The organism is Microvirga terrestris (assembly GCF_015694425.1).
GTDB lineage: Bacteria > Pseudomonadota > Alphaproteobacteria > Rhizobiales > Beijerinckiaceae > Microvirga > Microvirga terrestris.
This window is the reverse complement of the sequence record NZ_JADQDN010000006.1, coordinates 253,003-270,811: the sequence shown is the minus strand read 5'-3', so window position 1 is coordinate 270,811 and position 17,809 is coordinate 253,003. Positions and strand designations below refer to the sequence as shown.

Genomic DNA, 17,809 nt, shown 5'->3' with positions numbered 1-17,809 from the left:
CCTCGAATGGCCCAGGAGACGACAAAGTGGCGATCACCCGTGAGCATGTGCTGCAGGCCCTGTCGACCGTGCCGGTCGACGCCAACGGAACCGACCTCGTGGCATCGGGACGCCTGTCCGACGTTGTCGTTGATGATGCCGGCCGGGTCATGTTCTCGATCACCATCGAGCCGTCCGAGGCCGCCAGCATGGAGCGTGTGCGCCAGGCAGCCGTGACAGCCGTGCAGGGCCTGCCGGCGGTCAAGGGAGTCTTCGCCAGCCTCACGGCCGACCGGCCTGCCGGCGTGGGCCCATCCGGCTCATCTCCTGGCGGAGCCCGCCCGCGCTCGGCGGCCCAGCCCAAGAACCAGCGAATTCCAGGCGTGCAGCACGTCATTGCCGTGGCGTCGGGGAAAGGGGGCGTTGGGAAATCCACGACCGCCTGTAACCTCGCCCTTGGCCTGAAAGCTCTCGGATTGAAGGTCGGCCTGCTCGATGCCGATATCTACGGCCCATCCATGCCAAAGCTGCTTGGCATCCATGGCAAGCCGCGCCTGCTGGAGAACCGGATCCTGGAGCCGATGGAAGCCTATGGGATCAAGGTCATGTCCATCGGTTTCCTGGTGGAAGAAGAAGCCGCCATGATCTGGCGCGGCCCGATGGTGATGTCGGCCATCACCCAGATGCTGCGGGAGGTCGCCTGGGGCGATCTCGATGTGCTCGTGGTCGATATGCCGCCCGGCACAGGCGATGCACAGCTCACCATGGCCCAAGCCACGCCCCTTGCCGGTGCCGTGATCGTCTCCACCCCGCAGGACCTCGCCCTCATCGATGCGCGGCGCGGGGTATCCATGTTCAAGCGGGTGGAAATCCCGATTCTCGGCATCGTCGAGAACATGGCGACCTTCGTCTGTCCTCATTGTGGACAGAGCTCGCACATCTTCGGACACGGCGGGGCGCGGGACGAGGCATCGCGCCTTGGCGTCCCCTTCCTTGGCGAGGTTCCGCTCAACATGACAATCCGCGAATTGTCGGATTCAGGCCGGCCCGTGGTCGTTGCGGAGCCGGAAGGACCTCATGCCCGCATCTACAAGGATATGGCGCAACAGGTCTGGACGGCCCTCGCGGGCGGCGCTGCCGCCCGCCCTGCACCGCGCATCGTCATCGAGTGAGCGCACCCCGCATGAGCCTGCCTCCTCCGCCCCTCGGCGCCATCTTGGCGGGCGGGCTCTCGCGGCGCATGGGAGGCAGCGACAAGGCTCTTCTGCCTCTTGCAGGGCGGCCCTTGGTGGAGCGCGTGATTGAGCGCCTTAGGCCGCAATGCGATAGCGTCATCCTCAATGCCAACGGCGATTCTTCCCGGTTCAACAGAATGCCATTTCCGGTCATTCCAGACTCCATTCCGGATCATCCAGGACCGCTCGCCGGCATCCTGGCGGCTCTCGACTGGAGCGCCGCTCATCGACCGGACCTCGCATGGGTTGTGAGCGCACCGGCCGACACACCCTTTATCCCGCATGATCTGGTGCTGCGGCTGCACGAGGCATGCGTTGTAACCCGCAAGCCCATTGCCTGTGCCGCATCGGGCTCACAGGTTCACTTCGCTGTCGGTCTTTGGCCTATCTCAATGCGGCACGATCTACGGCAGGCCCTCGTGAATCAGGGTGTACGCAGCATCAGGGATTGGACCAGCCATCATGGACTTGCCGAAGCCTCTTGGCCCGTCGAGTCTATTGATCCCTTCTTCAACATCAACACGCCTGAGGATTCGAGGCGTGCGGAGATTTTGGCCCAACAGGAGGGGCTGAATGACGGAACTTGATCTGTCCGGCTTGAAATGCCCCTTGCCGGTTCTAAGAACCCGCAAAGCCCTTCATGCCATGCAGCCCGGCGATCTGCTGAAGGTCGTCTGCACGGATCCCTTGGCCGGAATTGATGTTCCGAACATGATTCGCGAAACCGGTGACATTCTGGAGGATCAGCGGCAGGAGAATGCCACCATCAGCTTCCTCATCCGCAAAGCCAGCGCACTGGCATGAAAAAGGCCCGGCGATACCGGGCCTTTTATCGCCTTCCTGAGGATCAGGTGTCCTTGCGGAGCGAATCCTTGACGCCACCGATGGTATTTTGGATCTTACCCTCGGTCTTATCCATCTTGCCTTCGGTTTCCATCTTCGAGTCGCCCAAGGCCTTGCCGAGCCCCTCTTTCATCCGACCCTTGATGTTCTTCATGCTGCCTTCGGTGCGATCGCGATCCATGTTGCTCTCCTATCTATCGAGTTGTCTGACAGGAAAACGCCGGAACAAGCCATCGGTTGCGACATAGGATGAAAGTCTGCGTTAAATAAATGGTGCTTATAAACGAAAGTATTCGTCCATTATAGAGGAATAATGTCCATTACAATCATGATAGACGACTTGAATTCAATCAATAGAAGCCATGGAATTCATCAATTTTACTTATAAATTAATAAAGCAGAATATCCAGTTCCTCGTTATGCAATTTGACTGACTTATCTCGTCGATGCCTCAAATGGGGGATAGACAGCGGCTATTCCTGCGCTACTTCGGACCGAACCAAGTATCAAATGTTATAAAGTTATAGGTTCTTGTTCGTGTCCGCCGCTCGTCCACCCCGCTCTTCATCCAAAGCCTCCCACCACTCCATCTCCCGCACAGCAGGTCGCGGGGCGGCGCTCCCTTTGGACCCCATGGCGTTGCTGGCCCATCAGCTCAGGACGCCCTTATCCACGATCAATGCCCTGGCTCAGGGCCTGATCCGGCGGGCTGACCGCCTGAGCACCATTGATATCCAGGTGAAAGCCGAGAAAATCTGGCGGGCAAGCCTGCGGCTTGACGAGTTGATCGAAACGATCCTGTCCTACACCCGTGCTAGTGCCGGCAGCATGATGCTCAACCCGAGCGAATTCCATCCGTCGGAACTCATCAAGCGGGTCTGCCGCGAGCAAGGAGGTCAGGAACCCGACCGCCCCTTTCATGTCGACATCAAGGACCTGCCGGAGATGATCATCGGTGATCCGGTTCTGCTGGAGCAGGCGCTCGTCATCGTTGTGTCGAATGCCATGAAATACTCCCGCCCGGATCAGCAGGTCGATGTGACGGCGCGCGGGGAGGACGGCATGATCAGGATCACGGTCAAGGATCGTGGCATCGGCATCTCGGAGAGAGATCTGCCTTTTGTCCTGCAACCCTTCTTTCGCGGACGGAACGCCAAGAAACTCCCAGGGACAGGCCTCGGCCTGAGCCTTGCCTGGTACATCCTCAAGCTTCATGGCGGAAACCTTGAGGTGGAAAGCGGAGGGAGACGCGGCACCAAGGTGAGCTTGATCGTGCCGGAAACAAACACGACCGGACTCAGCTATTCCATTTGAAGAGATCTCAGCGGTTCATGGACGGATGAGAATGCAGCGAAAGTCATTCACGTTGGTCAGCGTCGGCCCCGTCACGACGAGCCTATCGAGCTGAGCGAACGCCGTGTAGGCATCGTTCGTCTCCAGATGGACAGCAAGGTCGATGCCCTTAACACGGGCGCTCTCAAGCAAGCTGCCATCGCACCAAGCCCCGGCATTGTCCTCCGATCCATCGATGCCATCGGTATCGCAGGCAATGGCGGAGATCCCAGCCTCCCCTTTCAGGGAAAGAGCCAGAGACAGCAGGAACTCGGCATTGCGTCCGCCACGCCCCTGACCGCGCACCGTCACGGTGGTCTCGCCGCCGGACAGCAGCACGCAAGGAGTTCGGGCGGGCTCCCCATGCATGAGCACCGAGCGTGCCATGCCGGCCATGACGTGCCCGACCTCGCGCGCCTCCCCTTCGAGAGCATCGCCGAGAATGAGGGCATTCAAGCCCAGTTCACGTGCCTTGGCGGCCGCTGCATCGAGAGCCATCTTGGGGGTTGCCAGCATATGGAGAGTGCCACCCAGCACAGGCTCTGTGACGGCGCTCGCCCGCATGGACTGCACCACATGGCTCGGCACATCGATGCCGTATCGGCGCAGGATCGAAAGCGCGACTTCTGGGTCGATTCTCTCCGGGATCGTCGGACCCGATCCGATGCTCGCCGGATCGTCCCCCGGCACATCGGAAATCAGATAGGTGACGAGGTGCGCCCGGCCTGCGGCGGCGGCGAGCCTGCCTCCCTTGATGGCCGACAGCGACTTGCGCACGAGGTTCATTTCGCCTATCGGCGCACCGGATTTCAGCAAGGCGCGGTTCAAGGCCTGCTTGTCGGCCAGGGTGACGCCCTCTGCCGGCAAGGACAGAAGCGCCGAGGCTCCACCCGACATGAGGCAGACGACGAGATCGTCAGGCCCTGCCCCTTGTGCAAGCGCGAGGATCTGTTTGGCTGCCTGCAAGCCCGCCTCATCGGGAACGGGATGCGCCGCTTCCACGATCTCGATCGATTGGGTAGGGACCGCATGCCCGTAGCGCGTAACCACGAGGCCTTCGCAGGTTCCGCCAATGCGGGCCCAGGCCTCCTCGAAGGCAGCCGCCATACGTGCCGAGGCCTTGCCGGCGCCCAGCACGATGGTGCGCCCCTTCGGCCGCTCCGGCAGGCGGCCGTCGAATTTTCCATCAGGCAGGGCCGCCTGCAGGGCTGCCTCGAACAGGATATGGAGGATGTCGCGATCATTGTGCATGAGGTCACATTACGTGAGAAATCGCGCCCGTGAAGCCTGTCGAGAGCACCAATCAAAGGCCTTGGAAGCCACTCCCGCCCGTGCTTAAAGATCCGCCGTTAGCCGCCTCACCATTCCGGATGACAGTTGCTTGGAAAGGATGCCTCCGCCTATGCCGCCCCCCTGCCCCTTTGTCTCGGAGTTCGGGATATGAAGCCTCTCTCGCAGCTTCCGCTGGCCGCTGCGCGCTCCATTCGCGTGGTGCTGACCGACATCGACGACACGGTGACGACGGAGGGCCTGCTGACGGCAAAGGCCTATGGCGCACTTGAAGCGCTGCATCATGCGGGCTTCATCGTCATCCCGGTCACCGGCCGGCCCGCCGGCTGGTGCGATCACATCGCCCGCATGTGGCCGGTGGATGCGGTGGTGGGCGAGAACGGCGCCTTCTACTTCCGCTATGATCGCGAGCGGAAAACCATGCAGCAGCATTTCTGGGCCAGCCCCGAGGAGCTGAGGCGGAACCGGACCCGGCTCGATGCCATCGAGAAGGAGGTGCTGGCTGCCGTGCCGGGCTCAGCCCTGGCCAGCGATCAAGCCTATCGCCTCGCCGATCTCGCCATCGACTTCTGCGAGGACGTGCCGGCTCTGCCGGAAACGGAAGTGGACCGGATCGTGTCCATCTTCGAGAAGGCCGGCGCGCAGGCGAAGGTGAGCTCGATCCACGTGAACGGCTGGTTCGGCGACTACAACAAGCTCAGCATGGCCAAAACCCTGCTGGCAGATGTGTTCGGCATGGGTTGGGAGCAGGCGAAGAACGCCGTGATCTATGCGGGCGACTCGCCCAATGACGAACCCATGTTCGAGGCGTTCCCTTTGAGCGTGGGCGTCGCCAACATTCACGCCTTCGCACACCGGCTGAAGCATAAGCCCGCCTATATCACGGACGGTCACTCGGGAGACGGCTTCGCAGAACTTGCGGACCTGCTGCTCAAGACGAAAACCGCTTAAGAATCAAAGAATAAGCCCCGCGATGCGGGGCTTTACCTCTGTTGTCGGAGCCTGGCTTACAGACCTGCGAGGTTGATGTATTTGATCTCGAGAAAGCCCTCGATGCCGTACTTGGAGCCCTCGCGGCCTAAGCCCGACTGTTTCACCCCGCCAAACGGCGCCATCTCATTGGCGAGCGCCGGCGTGTTCACCCCCACCATGCCGCTCTCCAAAGCCTCCGCCACACGCCACACACGCGCCATGTCCTTGGCATAGAAGTACGACGCCAGCCCGAACTCCGTCGCATTGGCCATCCCGATCACCTCAGCTTCGTCCTTGAACGTGATGATCGGCGCCAGCGGCGCAAACGTCTCCTCCTTGGTCACCTTCATGGCTTGTGTGATGCCTGTCATCACTGTCGGCTCAAAGAACGTGCTGCCCAAGCTCGAGCGCTTGCCGCCCACCAGCACCTGACCGCCCTTGGCAAGCGCGTCGGCCACATGCTCCTCCATCTTGGCCACAGCGCGTTCGTCGATCAGCGGCCCCATGGCCACGCCCTCTTCCGTACCCCGCCCGAGCTTGAGCGCATTGGCCTTCGTGGCGAGCTTTTCGGCAAAGGCCCCGGCCACGCTTTCCTGCACGTAGATCCGGTTGGCGCACACGCAGGTCTGGCCCGCATTGCGGAACTTGGATGCCAACGCGCCTTCCACCGCCGCATCGAGATCGGCATCGTCGAACACGATGAACGGCGCGTTGCCCCCCAGCTCCAGCGACAGGCGCTTGATGCTGTCGCCGGCTTCACGCATGAGCCAGCGGCCCACATTGGTGGAACCGGTGAACGTGATCTTGGCCACCTTAGGGTTGTGGCAGAACTCCTCGCCTACAGGCTTGGCGTCCGTGGTGGTGATCACCGAGAAGGCACCCTTGGGCACGCCGGCCCGCTCGGCGAGCACGGCGAGCGCCAGGGCCGAGAGCGGGGTCTGGGCTGCGGGCTTGAGCACCATGGTGCAGCCAGCCGCCAGCGCCGGGCCGACCTTGCGGGTGATCATGCCATTGGGAAAGTTCCAGGGCGTGATGGCCGCGCACACCCCCACGGGCTGCTTGAGCACCAGGATGCGCTGGGACGGGCTGGCCCCGGGAATGATGTCGCCGTCGATGCGCTTGGCTTCCTCGGCGAACCACTCGATATAGGCCGCGTTCGAGATCACCTCGCCCTTGGCCTCCGCCAGGGGCTTGCCCTGCTCGGTGGTGAGGATGAGGGCCAGATCGTCGGCGTTCTCGATGATGAGGTCGTACCAGCGGCGCAGGATGGCGCTGCGCTCCTTGGCGGTGCGCCGTGCCCAGTCTTTCTGCACCGCATGCGCCGTGTCGATGGCCCGGCGGGCGGCCGTGACATCGAGATCGGGCAGCTCCAGGATGACAGCGCCGTCGAACGGATCGGTGACCGGGAAGGTGCGCCCGTCGGAAGCCCCCACCCACGCCCCCGCCACATACGCCCGGTCCACCAGCAACGATGGATCTTTGAGGTCCAGAACACGGCGGTCCAGAGGTTTAGCATGTGCAGTCATGATAGGACTCCATCGAGGAAAGCGAGGACCGAAATCTGATGGTGATATAAGGGGCGCCCACAGGCTTGTGAACCGCCGGAGATGCAAGACTGGATTGCCTCAGGAACAGTCACGTTTCTGAGACCGTGACGCTCGAAGCCTGAAATTAAGATAAAAAATCAAAGACCCCTGCGACTTAAGGATGACCGCTCCCGTCATTGATCGGGGACGAAGTGTCTGTACCTTTCTGACCATCGACCGCACGCCTTATGCTGCGGCTCCAGCAAGGGCAGATCAATCTGCCTTGAGAATAAAGGGAAGGAAATCGATGCGTATCCTCAATAAGCTTCTGTTTGCTGTCAGCTGCACGGCCCTGGCCTCATCCGCCTACGCTCAGCAGGCGTCCGACGGCGTGGTCAAGATCGGCATCCTGAACGATCAGTCCGGCGTCTATGCCGATTTCGGCGGCAAGTCCTCGGTGGAAGCCGCTCGCATGGCGGTGCAGGATCACGGCGGCAAGGTGCTCGGCGTACCGGTCGAGATCGTGAGTGCCGACCATCAGAACAAGCCTGACGTGGCCGCCAGCATCGCCCGTCAGTGGTACGATACCGAAAAGGTCGATGCCATTATGGAGCTGACGACCTCCTCGGTGGCTCTGGCCGTTCAGGGCCTGTCCAAGGACAAGAAGAAGATCACCATGACGACCGGTGCGGCGACAACCGACCTCACCGGCAAGCAGTGCTCCCCCTATGGCTTCCACTGGGCCTATGACACCCATGCACTCGCGGTCGGCACCGGTGGCGCGCTGGTGGAGAACGGCGGCAACAAGTGGTTCTTCCTCACGGCCGACTACGCCTTCGGCTACTCGCTCGAGGATCAGACCTCGAAGTTCGTGAAGTCGAAGGGCGGCCAAGTGGTCGGTGCCGTGCGCCATCCGCTGGCAGCCACCGACTATTCGTCCTTCCTGCTCCAGGCGCAGAGCTCCGGCGCGAACGTCATCGGCATGGCCAATGCGGGCCTCGATACTGCCAATGCCATCAAGCAGGCGGCCGAATTCGGCATCACCCAGGGCGGCACGCGTCTTGCGGCACTTCTCTTCACGCTGGCCGAGGTGAAGGGTCTGGGCTTGAAGGCTGCACAGGGCCTGACCCTCACGGAAGGCTGGTACTGGGATCAGAGCGACGAGAACCGTGCCTTCGCGAAGAAGTTCATGGACAAGACCGGCCGCATGCCGAACATGATCCATATGGGCACCTACTCGGCCGTGACGCAGTATCTCAAGGCTGTCGAGAAGGCCGGCTCGGATGCGACCGAACCGGTTGCCAAGCTCCTGCATGAGATGCCCGTTCAGGACGTCTTCGCCAAGAACGGCAAGGTGCTGCCGAACGGCCGCATGGTCTATGACATGTATCTCTTCCAGGTGAAGAAGCCGGAGGAAAGCAAGAGCGATTGGGACATGTACAAGCAGCTCGCCAAGATCCCCGGCGACAGCGCCTACATGAAGGCTGCCGACAGCGGCTGCCAGGTCACGCAATAAGCATCTCGAACGAGGTGGGGCAGCGCTGCCCCACCTCTATTGCTGTCTGGCGATAGCTGCTGACACCGCCCATGATGCCTGAACCAACGATCGCCCTACCCAGAGAGTCTCGGCCGAACCCTATGGTCAGTACGCAACCCATCCTCAACGCTACCGGGCTCACCATGGAGTTTCGTGGCTTCGTGGCCGTGAAGGACGTGACCCTGTCCGTCAACGAAGGCACGATCCATGCCCTCATCGGCCCGAACGGCGCGGGCAAAACCACGGTTTTCAACCTCCTCACCAAGTTTCTTACCCCCACCCGCGGGCAGATCACATTCAAAGGCGCGGACATCACCCGTCTGAAAGCGGCCGAGGTTGCCCGCCTGGGGCTCGTGCGTTCCTTCCAGATTTCGGCGGTGTTTCCCCATCTGACCGTGCTCGACAACGTGCGCGTGGCATTGCAGCGCCCATCGGGCCTCGCAACCCAGTTCTGGCGCTCATCCAATGCACTCTCCGCCCTTGACGAGCGGGCCATGGAGCTGATCGATGCGGTCAATCTCTCCTCCTACAGGGACCTGACGGCCGCCGAGCTGTCCTACGGCCGCAAGCGTGCGCTCGAGATCGCAACGACGCTCGCGCTCGACCCGGCCATGCTGCTGCTCGACGAACCGATGGCCGGCATGGGCCACGAGGATATCGGGCGCATCTCAGATCTGATCCGGCGTATCGCCAAGAACCGCACCGTGCTCATGGTCGAGCACAACCTGAATGTCGTCGCCGACCTCTGCGACCGCGTCACTGTTCTGGCCCGCGGCGAAATCCTGTCTGATGGGTCCTACGACAAAGTCAGCCAGGACCCGCGCGTGCGGGAAGCCTATATGGGAACCGAGCATGAGTAGCGCTCCTCTCCTCGAAGTCCGCGGCCTCAATGCCTGGTACGGCGAAAGTCATGTCCTGCATGGGGTCGATCTCGACATCCGCGAGGGTGAGACCGTCACGCTGCTTGGCCGCAACGGTGCCGGCAAGACCACGACGCTGCGCGCGATCATGGGCATCCTGCGCCGCCGCGAGGGTGTCATTCGGCTGCGCGGCAAGAATCTCCTGAGTCTGCCTTTGCACAAGGTCGCCCAGGCGGGCCTCGGCTACGTGCCCGAGGAGCGCGGCATCTTCGCAAGCCTCAACGTATCCGAGAACCTCACGCTCCCGCCGACCGTGTCGGACAGCGGCATGAGCGTGGAGGAGATCTACACGCTCTTCCCCAATCTCTATGAACGACGCTCAAGCCAGGGCACAAAGCTCTCGGGCGGCGAGCAGCAGATGCTTGCCATCGCCCGCGTGCTGCGCACAGGCGCGAAGGTCATTCTCCTCGACGAGCCGACGGAAGGCTTGGCTCCCGTGATCGTCCAGCGGATCGGCGACGTGCTGGTTGAACTCAAGAAGCGCGGCATGACGATCCTCCTGGTCGAACAGAACTTCCGCTTCGCGAAGAAGGTCGCCGACCGCTTTTACCTCATGGAGGATGGGCGTATGGTGAACTCGTTCCCCGGGCACGAACTCGATGCGCGCATGGACGAACTTCACGAAGTTCTTGGGGTGTAGAGCATCATGAGTACCATTTTCGGCATTCCCACCCCGGCCCTCTACGGCCAGATCCTCATCGGCCTGATCAACGGTTCTTTCTACGCGATGCTGAGCCTCGGCTTGGCGGTGATCTTCGGCCTGCTGCGGGTCATCAACTTCGCCCATGGCGCGCAGTACATGCTGGGCGCCTTCGCCGCCTACCTGCTCTTGAACTGGCTCGGCATCAACTATTGGCTCGCCCTCGTCCTAGCGCCTCTGGTCGTGGGCGTGATTGCGGTCGTCATCGAACGCACCATGCTGAGCCGGCTGTATGGCATTGACCCTCTGTATGGCCTTCTCCTGACCTTCGGCCTCGCGCTCATTCTTGAAGGCGCGTTCCGTTACTGGTTCGGGGCCGCCGGTCAGCCTTATGCTGCACCCTCGCAGCTGTCAGGGGGTGTCAATCTGGGCTTCATGTACTTGCCGATCTACCGTGGCTGGGTCGTGATCGCCTCCCTGGTCATCTGCATCGGCACCTGGCTTCTCATCGAAAAGACCCGGCTCGGCGCCTATCTCCGTGCAGCAACCGAGAATGCCACGCTCGTTCAGGCCTTCGGCGTGAACGTGCCGCTGCTTCTGACCCTCACCTACGGCCTTGGGGCGGCGCTGGCAGCTCTTGCGGGCGTGCTGGCGGCGCCGATCTACCAGGTGAGCCCGCTCATGGGCTCGAACCTCATCATCATCGTCTTTGCCGTGGTGGTGGTCGGCGGCATGGGCTCGATCCTGGGCGCCATCGTGACGGGCTATGTGCTCGGCGTCCTCGAAGGGCTCACGAAGGTGTTCTATCCGGAAGCCTCGAGCATCGTTATTTTCGTGGTTATGGCCATCGTTCTGCTCGTCAGGCCGGCGGGTCTCTTCGGGCGGGAGGAGTAGCATCATGGCTGTTGGAACCGAATATCTCGCAGAGCAGCCGAGGCTGCGCACCTCCGCCATCGTGCTCGGCGCGGTCGCCATCGCGGCTCTCCTGGCGGCTCCGTTCTTCTTCTATCCCGTGCTCCTGATGAGCATCCTGTGCTTCGCGTTGTTCGCCTGCGCGTTCAACCTGCTCATCGGCTATGTGGGCCTGCTCTCCTTCGGGCACGCAGCGTTCTTCGGCGGGGCCGCCTATTTCACCGCCCATGCCGCCAAGGTGTGGGAATGGGAGCCCCTGGCTGCCATCCTGCTCGGCGTCGCAGGCGCTGCCGTCATGGGCCTCGTGATGGGCTTCCTGGCCATTCGGCGCCAAGGCATCTACTTCGCCATGATCACGCTTGCCTTGTCGCAGATGTTCGCCTTCATCTGCCTGCAGGTGCCCTTCACCCACGGCGAGGATGGCATCCAGGGGGTGCCACGGGGATACCTGCTCGGTATCGTTGATCTGAACCAGCCGCTGGCCATGTACTATCTGACGCTCGCGATCTTCCTGTTCGGCTTCTTCGCCATCTGGCGCATCGTTCACTCGCCCTTCGGCAACATCCTCAAGGCGATCCGTGAGAATGAGCGGCGGGCGATCTCGCTCGGCTACCGGGTCGACCGCTACAAGCTCGGCGCCTTCGTCATGTCAGCGGCGCTGGCAGGGCTTGCGGGCAGCACGAAGGCGATTGTCTTCCAGTTCGCGACCTTGACCGACGTGCAATGGCAGATGTCGGGCGAAGTGATCCTCATGACCCTGCTCGGCGGCATCGGCACCCTGGTCGGCCCGATCGTCGGAGCCAGCCTGGTGATCGCCCTGCAGAACTACCTTGCAGCCTCGGACTTCCCGGTCCTCGTGCTGATCGGCATCATCTTTGTGATCTGCGTGCTGCTGTTCCGCCGAGGAATTGTGGGTGAGATCTTGGAGCTGATGAAGCGCAGGTCGAAAGGCGCTGCGTAGTTTAGGGGCATCGCGAACCCTGCCGGCGCTCCCTGCCGTGAGCGCCGGCTCATTCATTGGGCTGGACCATGCCAGACAGCGAAACATTCGATTACGTGATCGTCGGTGCCGGTTCCGCCGGCTGCGTACTTGCCAACCGCCTGTCGAAGGATCCGCGCAACACGATCTGCCTTCTTGAGGCAGGCGGCAAGGACAACTGGATCTGGTTTCATATCCCGGTCGGCTATCTTTTTGCGATCGGCAACCCGCGCGCCGACTGGATGCTTAAGACCGAGGCCGAAGCGGGCCTGAACGGCCGCATCCTCAACTACCCTCGTGGCAAGGTCCTGGGTGGCTGCTCCGCCATCAATGCCATGATATACATGCGCGGCCAGCGCGAGGATTACGACAATTGGCGCCAGATGGGCCTCGATGGCTGGGGCTGGGATGACGTGCGGCCGATCTTCCGGCAGCATCTCGACCATTACCTTGGCGCGGGCGAACACCATGGCGCGGGCGGCGAGTGGCGTGTCGAAGAGCCTCGCATGAAGTGGGAGATCCTGGACTCCTTCATTGAGGCCGCAGTGGAAGCCGGCATTCCCCGCGTGAGCGATTTCAATACGGGCAGCAACGAGGGCATTTCCTACTTCCACGTCAATCAGAAGAACGGCCGCCGCTGGTCGGCCGCCCGCGGTTTCCTCAAGCCGGCCCTGTCACGGCCCAATCTGAAGGTGGAGACCCACGCCCATGCCACGCGCATTCTCTTCGAGGGTAAGCGCGCCATCGGCGTTGAGATCCAGCAAAACGGCAGCCTGCGGCGGGTTATGGCTCGCAAGGAAGTCATTCTGTCGGCAGGCGCCATCGCGTCGCCGCAGCTCCTGCAATTGTCCGGGATCGGCAACGGGTCCTTCCTGCAGGAGCATGGAATCGAGGTCGTCCACCATCTGCCGGGCGTCGGCGAGAACCTGCAGGATCATCTTCAGCTGCGCCCCATCTATAAGGTCAGCGGCGTACGGACCCTTAACGAGGAGTACCGATCCTTGTTCAAGAAGGGCCAGATGGCGCTTGAGTATGCGCTTTTCCGCAAAGGCCCGCTCACCATGGCACCTTCGCAGCTGGGAGCCTTCACGCGCTCCTCTTCGGATTACGCTACCCCGAACCTCCAGTTCCACATCCAGCCTCTCTCGCTCGACAAATTCGGCGAGGACCCGCACCCCTTCCCGGCGTTTACCGCGAGCGTGTGCAACCTGCGGCCTACCAGCCGTGGAACGGTTCGGATCCGCAATGGCAAAGCCGGAGAGGCTCCGTTTATTCGTCCGAACTATCTATCGACGGATGAGGATCAGCGGGTGGCCGTGGATGCCCTGCGCCTTGTCAGACAGATCATTGCGATGCCGGCGCTCCAGAAATACCGCCCCGAGGAGTACAAGCCTGGTGCAACGCTCATGACCGACGAGGATCTCCTCAAAGGTGCACGGGATATCGGCACGACGATCTTCCATCCTGTGGGCACCGCCAAAATGGGCACCGACAGTGACCCGATGGCCGTCACGGACGCACGCCTGAGGGTCCGCGGCATCGAGAATCTTCGCGTCATCGATGCATCGATCATGCCGACGATCACGAGTGGCAACACCAACTCGCCTACGCTGATGATTGCCGACAAGGGCGCCGCGATGATCCTTGAGGATCAGGCGCCAACCCGCGTCGAGGTTCTCCGCTCAGCGTAATCCCTCCGAGAGGCTCCTATTTAGCCTTATTCAAATAGAAAGGGAGCCAACGGCTCCCTTGAACGGCGCTTTAGAGCAGTCGGGCCCGATCAGCTGACAGTCGCCCCTCGGCTTGCAGACAGATGGCTTGCAGCCCAGATCGCCGCCTGCGTTCGGTTCTTGGCCTGAATCTTACGCAGAATGGCTTTCACGTGAACCTTCACGGTCGCTTCCGTGATGTCGAACTTGCGCGCAATGAGCTTGTTCGAGTCGCCATCCATCAGACAACGCAAGATAACCGTCTCACGAACGGACAGGCCCTTCGTCGGAGGGGTTATCTCCTGAGGACCCTCTGAAGCCGATGCCTGGTTATTCTGCTCGGGGCGCGCATCCTGGTCGCGCAGGAGCTCGATAATCGCACTAGGGAAGATGGCCTCTCCCAAGAGGACCAGATCCAGCGATTTGACGAGCACCTCATAAGAAATGGACTTCTTGAGATAGGCATCCGCGCCTGAACGGAAAGCGGTGAGCACATGGGCCAAGTCGTATTGTTCGACCAGCATGACCACTTTTGCGTTCGGGTTCTGCTCTTTCAGCAATTTCGTCTGACGGCAGAGCCCCTCATGATCGCGGCTTGCATCCGTGATGAGGACAACCGTGCCGCTGTCAGGACCGCATTGGGAACTGACTTCACAGAGGCTTCCAGCCGCAAGTGACGGGGCATAGACGGTTTCCGACAGAATTCGTCTCAGGCCCTCTCTCAACAGAGCATTCGGCTCAACGAGAAATGTCCTGATGGGTCTGACAGCCGCATGATCGGCCGGCGAGGGCTCAACAGAGCGTGCCAATTCCATGTACCTGGAATATGCAACATCCTTACCCGATGATGCACCTGGATGAGGAAGGCTATCAAGATCGTAGGTGTTCCGCATTGCAGATGCCTTTCTCGTCTTGATTCGGCGAGTTAAAAGTAAAAATTCCCTTAAGGTATCTAGCTTAAAATCTTATGAGAGGCAATCAATACCCATTCAAAACATTTTAATGATTGTTAAGCAAAAGGTATAATCAAGATACATGGTAACATCATTCGCCGCTGATCAAGTTGATTTTTAGTTCTTACATGCGGGTCAGATAGTACATGCAATATTAGAGCGATGGAGAGGGTGCTGATAGCCACTATCGCGAAACGATCTTGTAGCGGCCAGTGAACCTAACTGGGCATCTCAAGAGTTTCGACAAGTCGATGCAGAGCAGGATGCAGCATCTTGAAGACCTTTAGCCTTCAAAGCCTATCATCCGCCCTGCGATCAATTTTCAATTGAGCGACCCTTCTGCAGCTTGCTTCTCAGGAAGCCGTACCTCTCTCGAAGAAGGTAAACACCCCTGCAGCCTCGAGTGCCTCTCTGATGAGAGTTAGGTTTGACAGCGACCGGCGCAAGCCGTTCGTATTCCGCTACACCCGTAGGATGCATCAGCGCAGATTCTGTAACGCCAGCCCCTCACCAGAAAGGAGAGACGGATCCTCACCCCTGCCAGTAGAGAGATGATTGACGGCCCACATGGCAGCCTGTGTTCGGTTGGCAACGCGGATCTTGCGGAGGATAGCTTTGATGTGCACTTTAACCGTTGCCTCCGCGACATCGAGCTTGCGTGCAATCACCTTGTTCGGTGCTCCTTGCATAAGGCACTGAAGGATTTCGGATTCTCTGCTTGAAAGCGTTCGTATGGGCGAGTCGTGGGCCTCAAGGGCTAAAGGAACGTGAGCGGGCAGAACCGTGATCGTCAATGGCTCCTGAGTATCTACCTCGCACTGCGTATCCGAGATTGCGCTGAGGAATGCAGCTGATGGAAAAACCACCTCACCCAGCATGACAAGATCCAAATACTTGATCAGAGCCTCACACCCCGTCGTCGCAAGGCAGTAGCCATCCGCACCTGACTGGAACGCTGACTTCATGTCATCAAGATTGAAGCTGTCAGAGAGAATGACAATCCGCGCCTGAGGGTATTGGTCCTTGATGGACAATATCCCGTGGGTCAGCCTTGATGGGAAAAGATTTGCATCGAGGATGACCAGAAAGGACGAGCCCGGCACATTCTGATCCAGAATGATCTCGTCGCGGGTCATTCCCTCCGAACGCAGCTTGTAGCGAGTGCTTGAGAGAATATGCTTCAAGCCTTCGCGAAGCATCGAATTCTTGCAGCTCAAGATGGTAGTGACCGGCAGCAGGTTCGACATGCGATGGGCCTTTCCGCAAAGATTACCTCCAATTCTACAGTTTAGCGGTTCGACAGCCATCCCTAATAAAGAGGTAACGAATTATGCTTAGGAGGTAGTACAGCACACTTTTACGAATAATGTTCGCAGCAATCTACGTTTGACTATCACCGAGGCCAGTCACTCTCGTAAACTGTCTAATGAAGAGATCCGTTACGACAGAATATTTGCTTACATAGGCAAATATCCGTCTGTTCAGCCCAGTCCTGAAACATTCACCTCAAGCACGGCAGACGTTTTCGGACAAAGGCAAAAGCCTGCGCTCTATAGGAAAATTAGCATTTAGCATACACATTTGCTATATCATTTATCTCAGCAAGGTGGCATCAAGTATTTTCGCTTGGAACTAGGTCACTGCACAGAAGCTTCGCTTGCTTGAGCAGGTTGCCCGACGGAATTTGTCGTGATTGGTTCCATCATAGAATTCAGTGTTACGGCAGCGAGGGGATAGCCGCTGTCCCGAGCGCTCGTCATGAGTTCAACCGCCTTGTTGAGATCGGCCATAACGCCTAAACCCGATTTGTACATGAGCCCTAATTTATACTTCGCTTCTGGATGTCCTGCATCTGAGGCTTCCTGCAGCAAGGCGGCGGCCTTCTCTGGCGAAGCATCGACGCCGATACCTTCCGAGTAAGCGTGGGCTAAACCAACTAGCGCTTCGGTATTACCCGCAGCTTTCGCCTTTTCCAAAGCTGCGACAATGTCAGACACAATCCCTCCTGGCGGGCGCAGGGCAAGCAGGCGCGAGAGGCTTTGCCCAGCCGCGGTATTGGCCTTGTCCTCAGCGGCAAGGCCATACCACTGCACCGCTCTCCGCTGATCCTCGACGTCGCTGCTGCTTGCAAGTGCATTGGCCAGATGAGTGGCCGCGCCGCTATCGCCTCGTTCGGCGGCAACCCGGATCAGGTGGGCTGCAGCTTCGCGATCCTGGACACCCCGCGTTCCCCTCTCAAGATCGAGTGCAACATCATAAACAACACCAGGCTTGATCTGCGCTGCGCGTTCGAAGAATCTGAGAGCGGCCGGCATATCCTTTGAACCTTCCGTGCCCAACACGAGAGCCCATCCAATCTCCAGAAGAGTGCTCCGCTGGCGTCCCTCGTTCACACCGTCCAGCCACTTCAAGGCAGTGCCTTCATTGCGCTCCAGTCCGCGTCCCGTACCATACGCATAGGCCGCATGAGCCATGGCACGCTCGTGCCCGACCCGTGCAGCCCATAGATACCACTCGGCCGCTTTCTTCGGATCCGCCACAACACCGTCGCCACGGTCATACATGCCCGCGATGGCGAGAACCGAACTCGACGCCCCTCGAAGAGCCTCGAAGCGGAAACGTCGCTCAAGCTTTGCACGGTCGTCCGTTCCAAGAATAATCTGGTTGCGTGCCATGATCTTGGCCATGAGGCGGGTCGCCTCCCGGTCTCCACGTGCAGACGCGATCTTCACGGCATCAAGTCCGGTCACGAAATCCTGCGTGTCCATTTCCACAGTCAACGCCTTCTGACCGAGTTTCAGAAGACGCATGGTGGACATGGCTTTGAGTTGCGCTTGAGTCGGCGGCGCGGTTGCGACGGCAGTTTGAGTTGATCGCGCCTGTGCTCCGCTGCCCTGATTGGAAGCTGCCAACGCGGCCGGCGCAATGCTCGCCACTAGAGAGCTCAGGAGTACAATCTGCATCGCTTTAATCATCTGTCTC

17 protein-coding genes are annotated in these 17,809 nt (G+C 60.2%); 11 read left to right on the top strand and 6 right to left on the bottom strand.

Features of this window, described 5'->3' with window-relative positions; translation table 11 throughout:
- Positions 1-26 precede the first annotated feature (26 nt).
- Genes I2H36_RS14200 through I2H36_RS14190 form a run of 3 tightly spaced genes read left to right on the top strand, consistent with a single transcriptional unit; the run spans position 27 to position 2,018 of the window.
- A complete protein-coding gene (locus tag I2H36_RS14200) occupies positions 27-1,151 on the top strand; it encodes a P-loop NTPase (protein ID WP_196264547.1) in 1,125 nt (374 codons plus the stop codon).
- Between the two features lie 11 nt (positions 1,152-1,162).
- Positions 1,163-1,801, top strand: coding sequence for a molybdenum cofactor guanylyltransferase MobA (gene mobA / locus I2H36_RS14195; RefSeq protein ID WP_196264546.1), 639 nt, complete (start codon positions 1,163-1,165; stop codon positions 1,799-1,801).
- Positions 1,788-2,018 carry a sulfurtransferase TusA family protein gene (locus tag I2H36_RS14190; RefSeq protein ID WP_196264545.1) on the top strand — a complete coding sequence of 77 codons (231 nt, stop codon included), beginning with the start codon at positions 1,788-1,790 and terminating at the stop codon, positions 2,016-2,018. The genes mobA and I2H36_RS14190 overlap by 14 nt, the downstream gene beginning before the upstream one ends.
- A 43-nt stretch (positions 2,019-2,061) precedes the next feature.
- Here I2H36_RS14190 and I2H36_RS14185 read toward each other — a convergent pair whose 3' ends face one another.
- A complete protein-coding gene (locus I2H36_RS14185; RefSeq protein ID WP_196264544.1) occupies positions 2,062-2,238 on the bottom strand; it encodes a CsbD family protein in 177 nt (58 codons plus the stop codon).
- A gap of 452 nt (positions 2,239-2,690) precedes the next feature.
- Between I2H36_RS14185 and I2H36_RS14180 the strand changes: the two genes are divergently transcribed.
- Entirely contained in the window at positions 2,691-3,371 is a 681-nt protein-coding gene (locus I2H36_RS14180; protein ID WP_196264543.1) for a sensor histidine kinase, read from the top strand.
- 15 nt (positions 3,372-3,386) lie between these two features.
- Here I2H36_RS14180 and I2H36_RS14175 read toward each other — a convergent pair whose 3' ends face one another.
- The gene (locus I2H36_RS14175; protein WP_196264542.1) at positions 3,387-4,640 is read right to left on the bottom strand and encodes a glycerate kinase type-2 family protein; all 1,254 of its coding nucleotides are present in this window, start codon (positions 4,638-4,640) and stop codon (positions 3,387-3,389) included.
- 189 nt (positions 4,641-4,829) lie between these two features.
- Between I2H36_RS14175 and I2H36_RS14170 the strand changes: the two genes are divergently transcribed.
- Entirely contained in the window at positions 4,830-5,630 is an 801-nt protein-coding gene (locus I2H36_RS14170) for an HAD family hydrolase (RefSeq protein ID WP_196264541.1), read from the top strand.
- 56 nt (positions 5,631-5,686) lie between these two features.
- Here the strand turns inward: I2H36_RS14170 and I2H36_RS14165 are convergent, their stop codons facing one another.
- Positions 5,687-7,177: an NAD-dependent succinate-semialdehyde dehydrogenase gene (locus I2H36_RS14165; RefSeq protein WP_196264540.1), complete on the bottom strand. Its 1,491-nt coding sequence runs from the start codon at positions 7,175-7,177 to the stop codon at positions 5,687-5,689.
- Between the two features lie 307 nt (positions 7,178-7,484).
- Between I2H36_RS14165 and I2H36_RS14160 the strand changes: the two genes are divergently transcribed.
- The 6 genes from I2H36_RS14160 (at position 7,485) to I2H36_RS14135 (ending at position 13,856) form a co-directional block, all read left to right on the top strand.
- Positions 7,485-8,693: an ABC transporter substrate-binding protein gene (locus I2H36_RS14160; protein ID WP_196264539.1), complete on the top strand. Its 1,209-nt coding sequence runs from the start codon at positions 7,485-7,487 to the stop codon at positions 8,691-8,693.
- Positions 8,694-8,815: 122 nt separating this feature from the next.
- Positions 8,816-9,574: an ABC transporter ATP-binding protein gene (locus tag I2H36_RS14155; RefSeq protein WP_196264538.1), complete on the top strand. Its 759-nt coding sequence runs from the start codon at positions 8,816-8,818 to the stop codon at positions 9,572-9,574.
- Positions 9,567-10,274, top strand: a complete 708-nt coding sequence (locus I2H36_RS14150) for an ABC transporter ATP-binding protein (RefSeq protein ID WP_196264537.1) — start codon at positions 9,567-9,569, stop codon at positions 10,272-10,274. The genes I2H36_RS14155 and I2H36_RS14150 overlap by 8 nt, the downstream gene beginning before the upstream one ends.
- 6 nt (positions 10,275-10,280) lie before the next feature.
- Entirely contained in the window at positions 10,281-11,168 is an 888-nt protein-coding gene (locus I2H36_RS14145) for a branched-chain amino acid ABC transporter permease (protein ID WP_196264536.1), read from the top strand.
- 4 nt (positions 11,169-11,172) lie between these two features.
- The gene (locus I2H36_RS14140) at positions 11,173-12,147 is read left to right on the top strand and encodes a branched-chain amino acid ABC transporter permease (RefSeq protein ID WP_196264535.1); all 975 of its coding nucleotides are present in this window, start codon (positions 11,173-11,175) and stop codon (positions 12,145-12,147) included.
- Between the two features lie 68 nt (positions 12,148-12,215).
- Entirely contained in the window at positions 12,216-13,856 is a 1,641-nt protein-coding gene (locus I2H36_RS14135) for a GMC family oxidoreductase (protein ID WP_196264534.1), read from the top strand.
- Between the two features lie 89 nt (positions 13,857-13,945).
- Here I2H36_RS14135 and I2H36_RS14130 read toward each other — a convergent pair whose 3' ends face one another.
- The 3 genes from I2H36_RS14130 to I2H36_RS14120 form a co-directional block, all read right to left on the bottom strand.
- The gene (locus I2H36_RS14130; protein WP_196264533.1) at positions 13,946-14,683 is read right to left on the bottom strand and encodes a LuxR C-terminal-related transcriptional regulator; all 738 of its coding nucleotides are present in this window, start codon (positions 14,681-14,683) and stop codon (positions 13,946-13,948) included.
- Between the two features lie 623 nt (positions 14,684-15,306).
- A complete protein-coding gene (locus I2H36_RS14125; RefSeq protein ID WP_196264532.1) occupies positions 15,307-16,074 on the bottom strand; it encodes a LuxR C-terminal-related transcriptional regulator in 768 nt (255 codons plus the stop codon).
- Between the two features lie 390 nt (positions 16,075-16,464).
- Positions 16,465-17,802, bottom strand: a complete 1,338-nt coding sequence (locus tag I2H36_RS14120) for a tetratricopeptide repeat protein (protein WP_196264531.1) — start codon at positions 17,800-17,802, stop codon at positions 16,465-16,467.
- Between the last annotated feature and the right edge of the window lie 7 nt (positions 17,803-17,809).

Bases quoted from the DNA above. Each gene is read 5' to 3' on its own strand.
- mobA (WP_196264546.1), top strand. From the start codon at position 1,163: ATGAGCCTGCCTCCTCCGCCCCTCGGCGCCATCTTGGCGGGCGGGCTC.
- I2H36_RS14190 (WP_196264545.1), top strand. From the start codon at position 1,788: ATGACGGAACTTGATCTGTCCGGCTTGAAATGCCCCTTGCCGGTTCTA.
- I2H36_RS14185 (WP_196264544.1), bottom strand. From the start codon at position 2,238: ATGGATCGCGATCGCACCGAAGGCAGCATGAAGAACATCAAGGGTCGG.
- I2H36_RS14180 (WP_196264543.1), top strand. From the start codon at position 2,691: ATGGCGTTGCTGGCCCATCAGCTCAGGACGCCCTTATCCACGATCAAT.
- I2H36_RS14175 (WP_196264542.1), bottom strand. From the start codon at position 4,640: ATGCACAATGATCGCGACATCCTCCATATCCTGTTCGAGGCAGCCCTG.
- I2H36_RS14170 (WP_196264541.1), top strand. From the start codon at position 4,830: ATGAAGCCTCTCTCGCAGCTTCCGCTGGCCGCTGCGCGCTCCATTCGC.
- I2H36_RS14165 (WP_196264540.1), bottom strand. From the start codon at position 7,177: ATGACTGCACATGCTAAACCTCTGGACCGCCGTGTTCTGGACCTCAAA.
- I2H36_RS14160 (WP_196264539.1), top strand. From the start codon at position 7,485: ATGCGTATCCTCAATAAGCTTCTGTTTGCTGTCAGCTGCACGGCCCTG.
- I2H36_RS14155 (WP_196264538.1), top strand. From the start codon at position 8,816: ATGGTCAGTACGCAACCCATCCTCAACGCTACCGGGCTCACCATGGAG.
- I2H36_RS14150 (WP_196264537.1), top strand. From the start codon at position 9,567: ATGAGTAGCGCTCCTCTCCTCGAAGTCCGCGGCCTCAATGCCTGGTAC.
- I2H36_RS14145 (WP_196264536.1), top strand. From the start codon at position 10,281: ATGAGTACCATTTTCGGCATTCCCACCCCGGCCCTCTACGGCCAGATC.
- I2H36_RS14140 (WP_196264535.1), top strand. From the start codon at position 11,173: ATGGCTGTTGGAACCGAATATCTCGCAGAGCAGCCGAGGCTGCGCACC.
- I2H36_RS14135 (WP_196264534.1), top strand. From the start codon at position 12,216: ATGCCAGACAGCGAAACATTCGATTACGTGATCGTCGGTGCCGGTTCC.
- I2H36_RS14125 (WP_196264532.1), bottom strand. From the start codon at position 16,074: ATGTCGAACCTGCTGCCGGTCACTACCATCTTGAGCTGCAAGAATTCG.
- I2H36_RS14120 (WP_196264531.1), bottom strand. From the start codon at position 17,802: ATGATTAAAGCGATGCAGATTGTACTCCTGAGCTCTCTAGTGGCGAGC.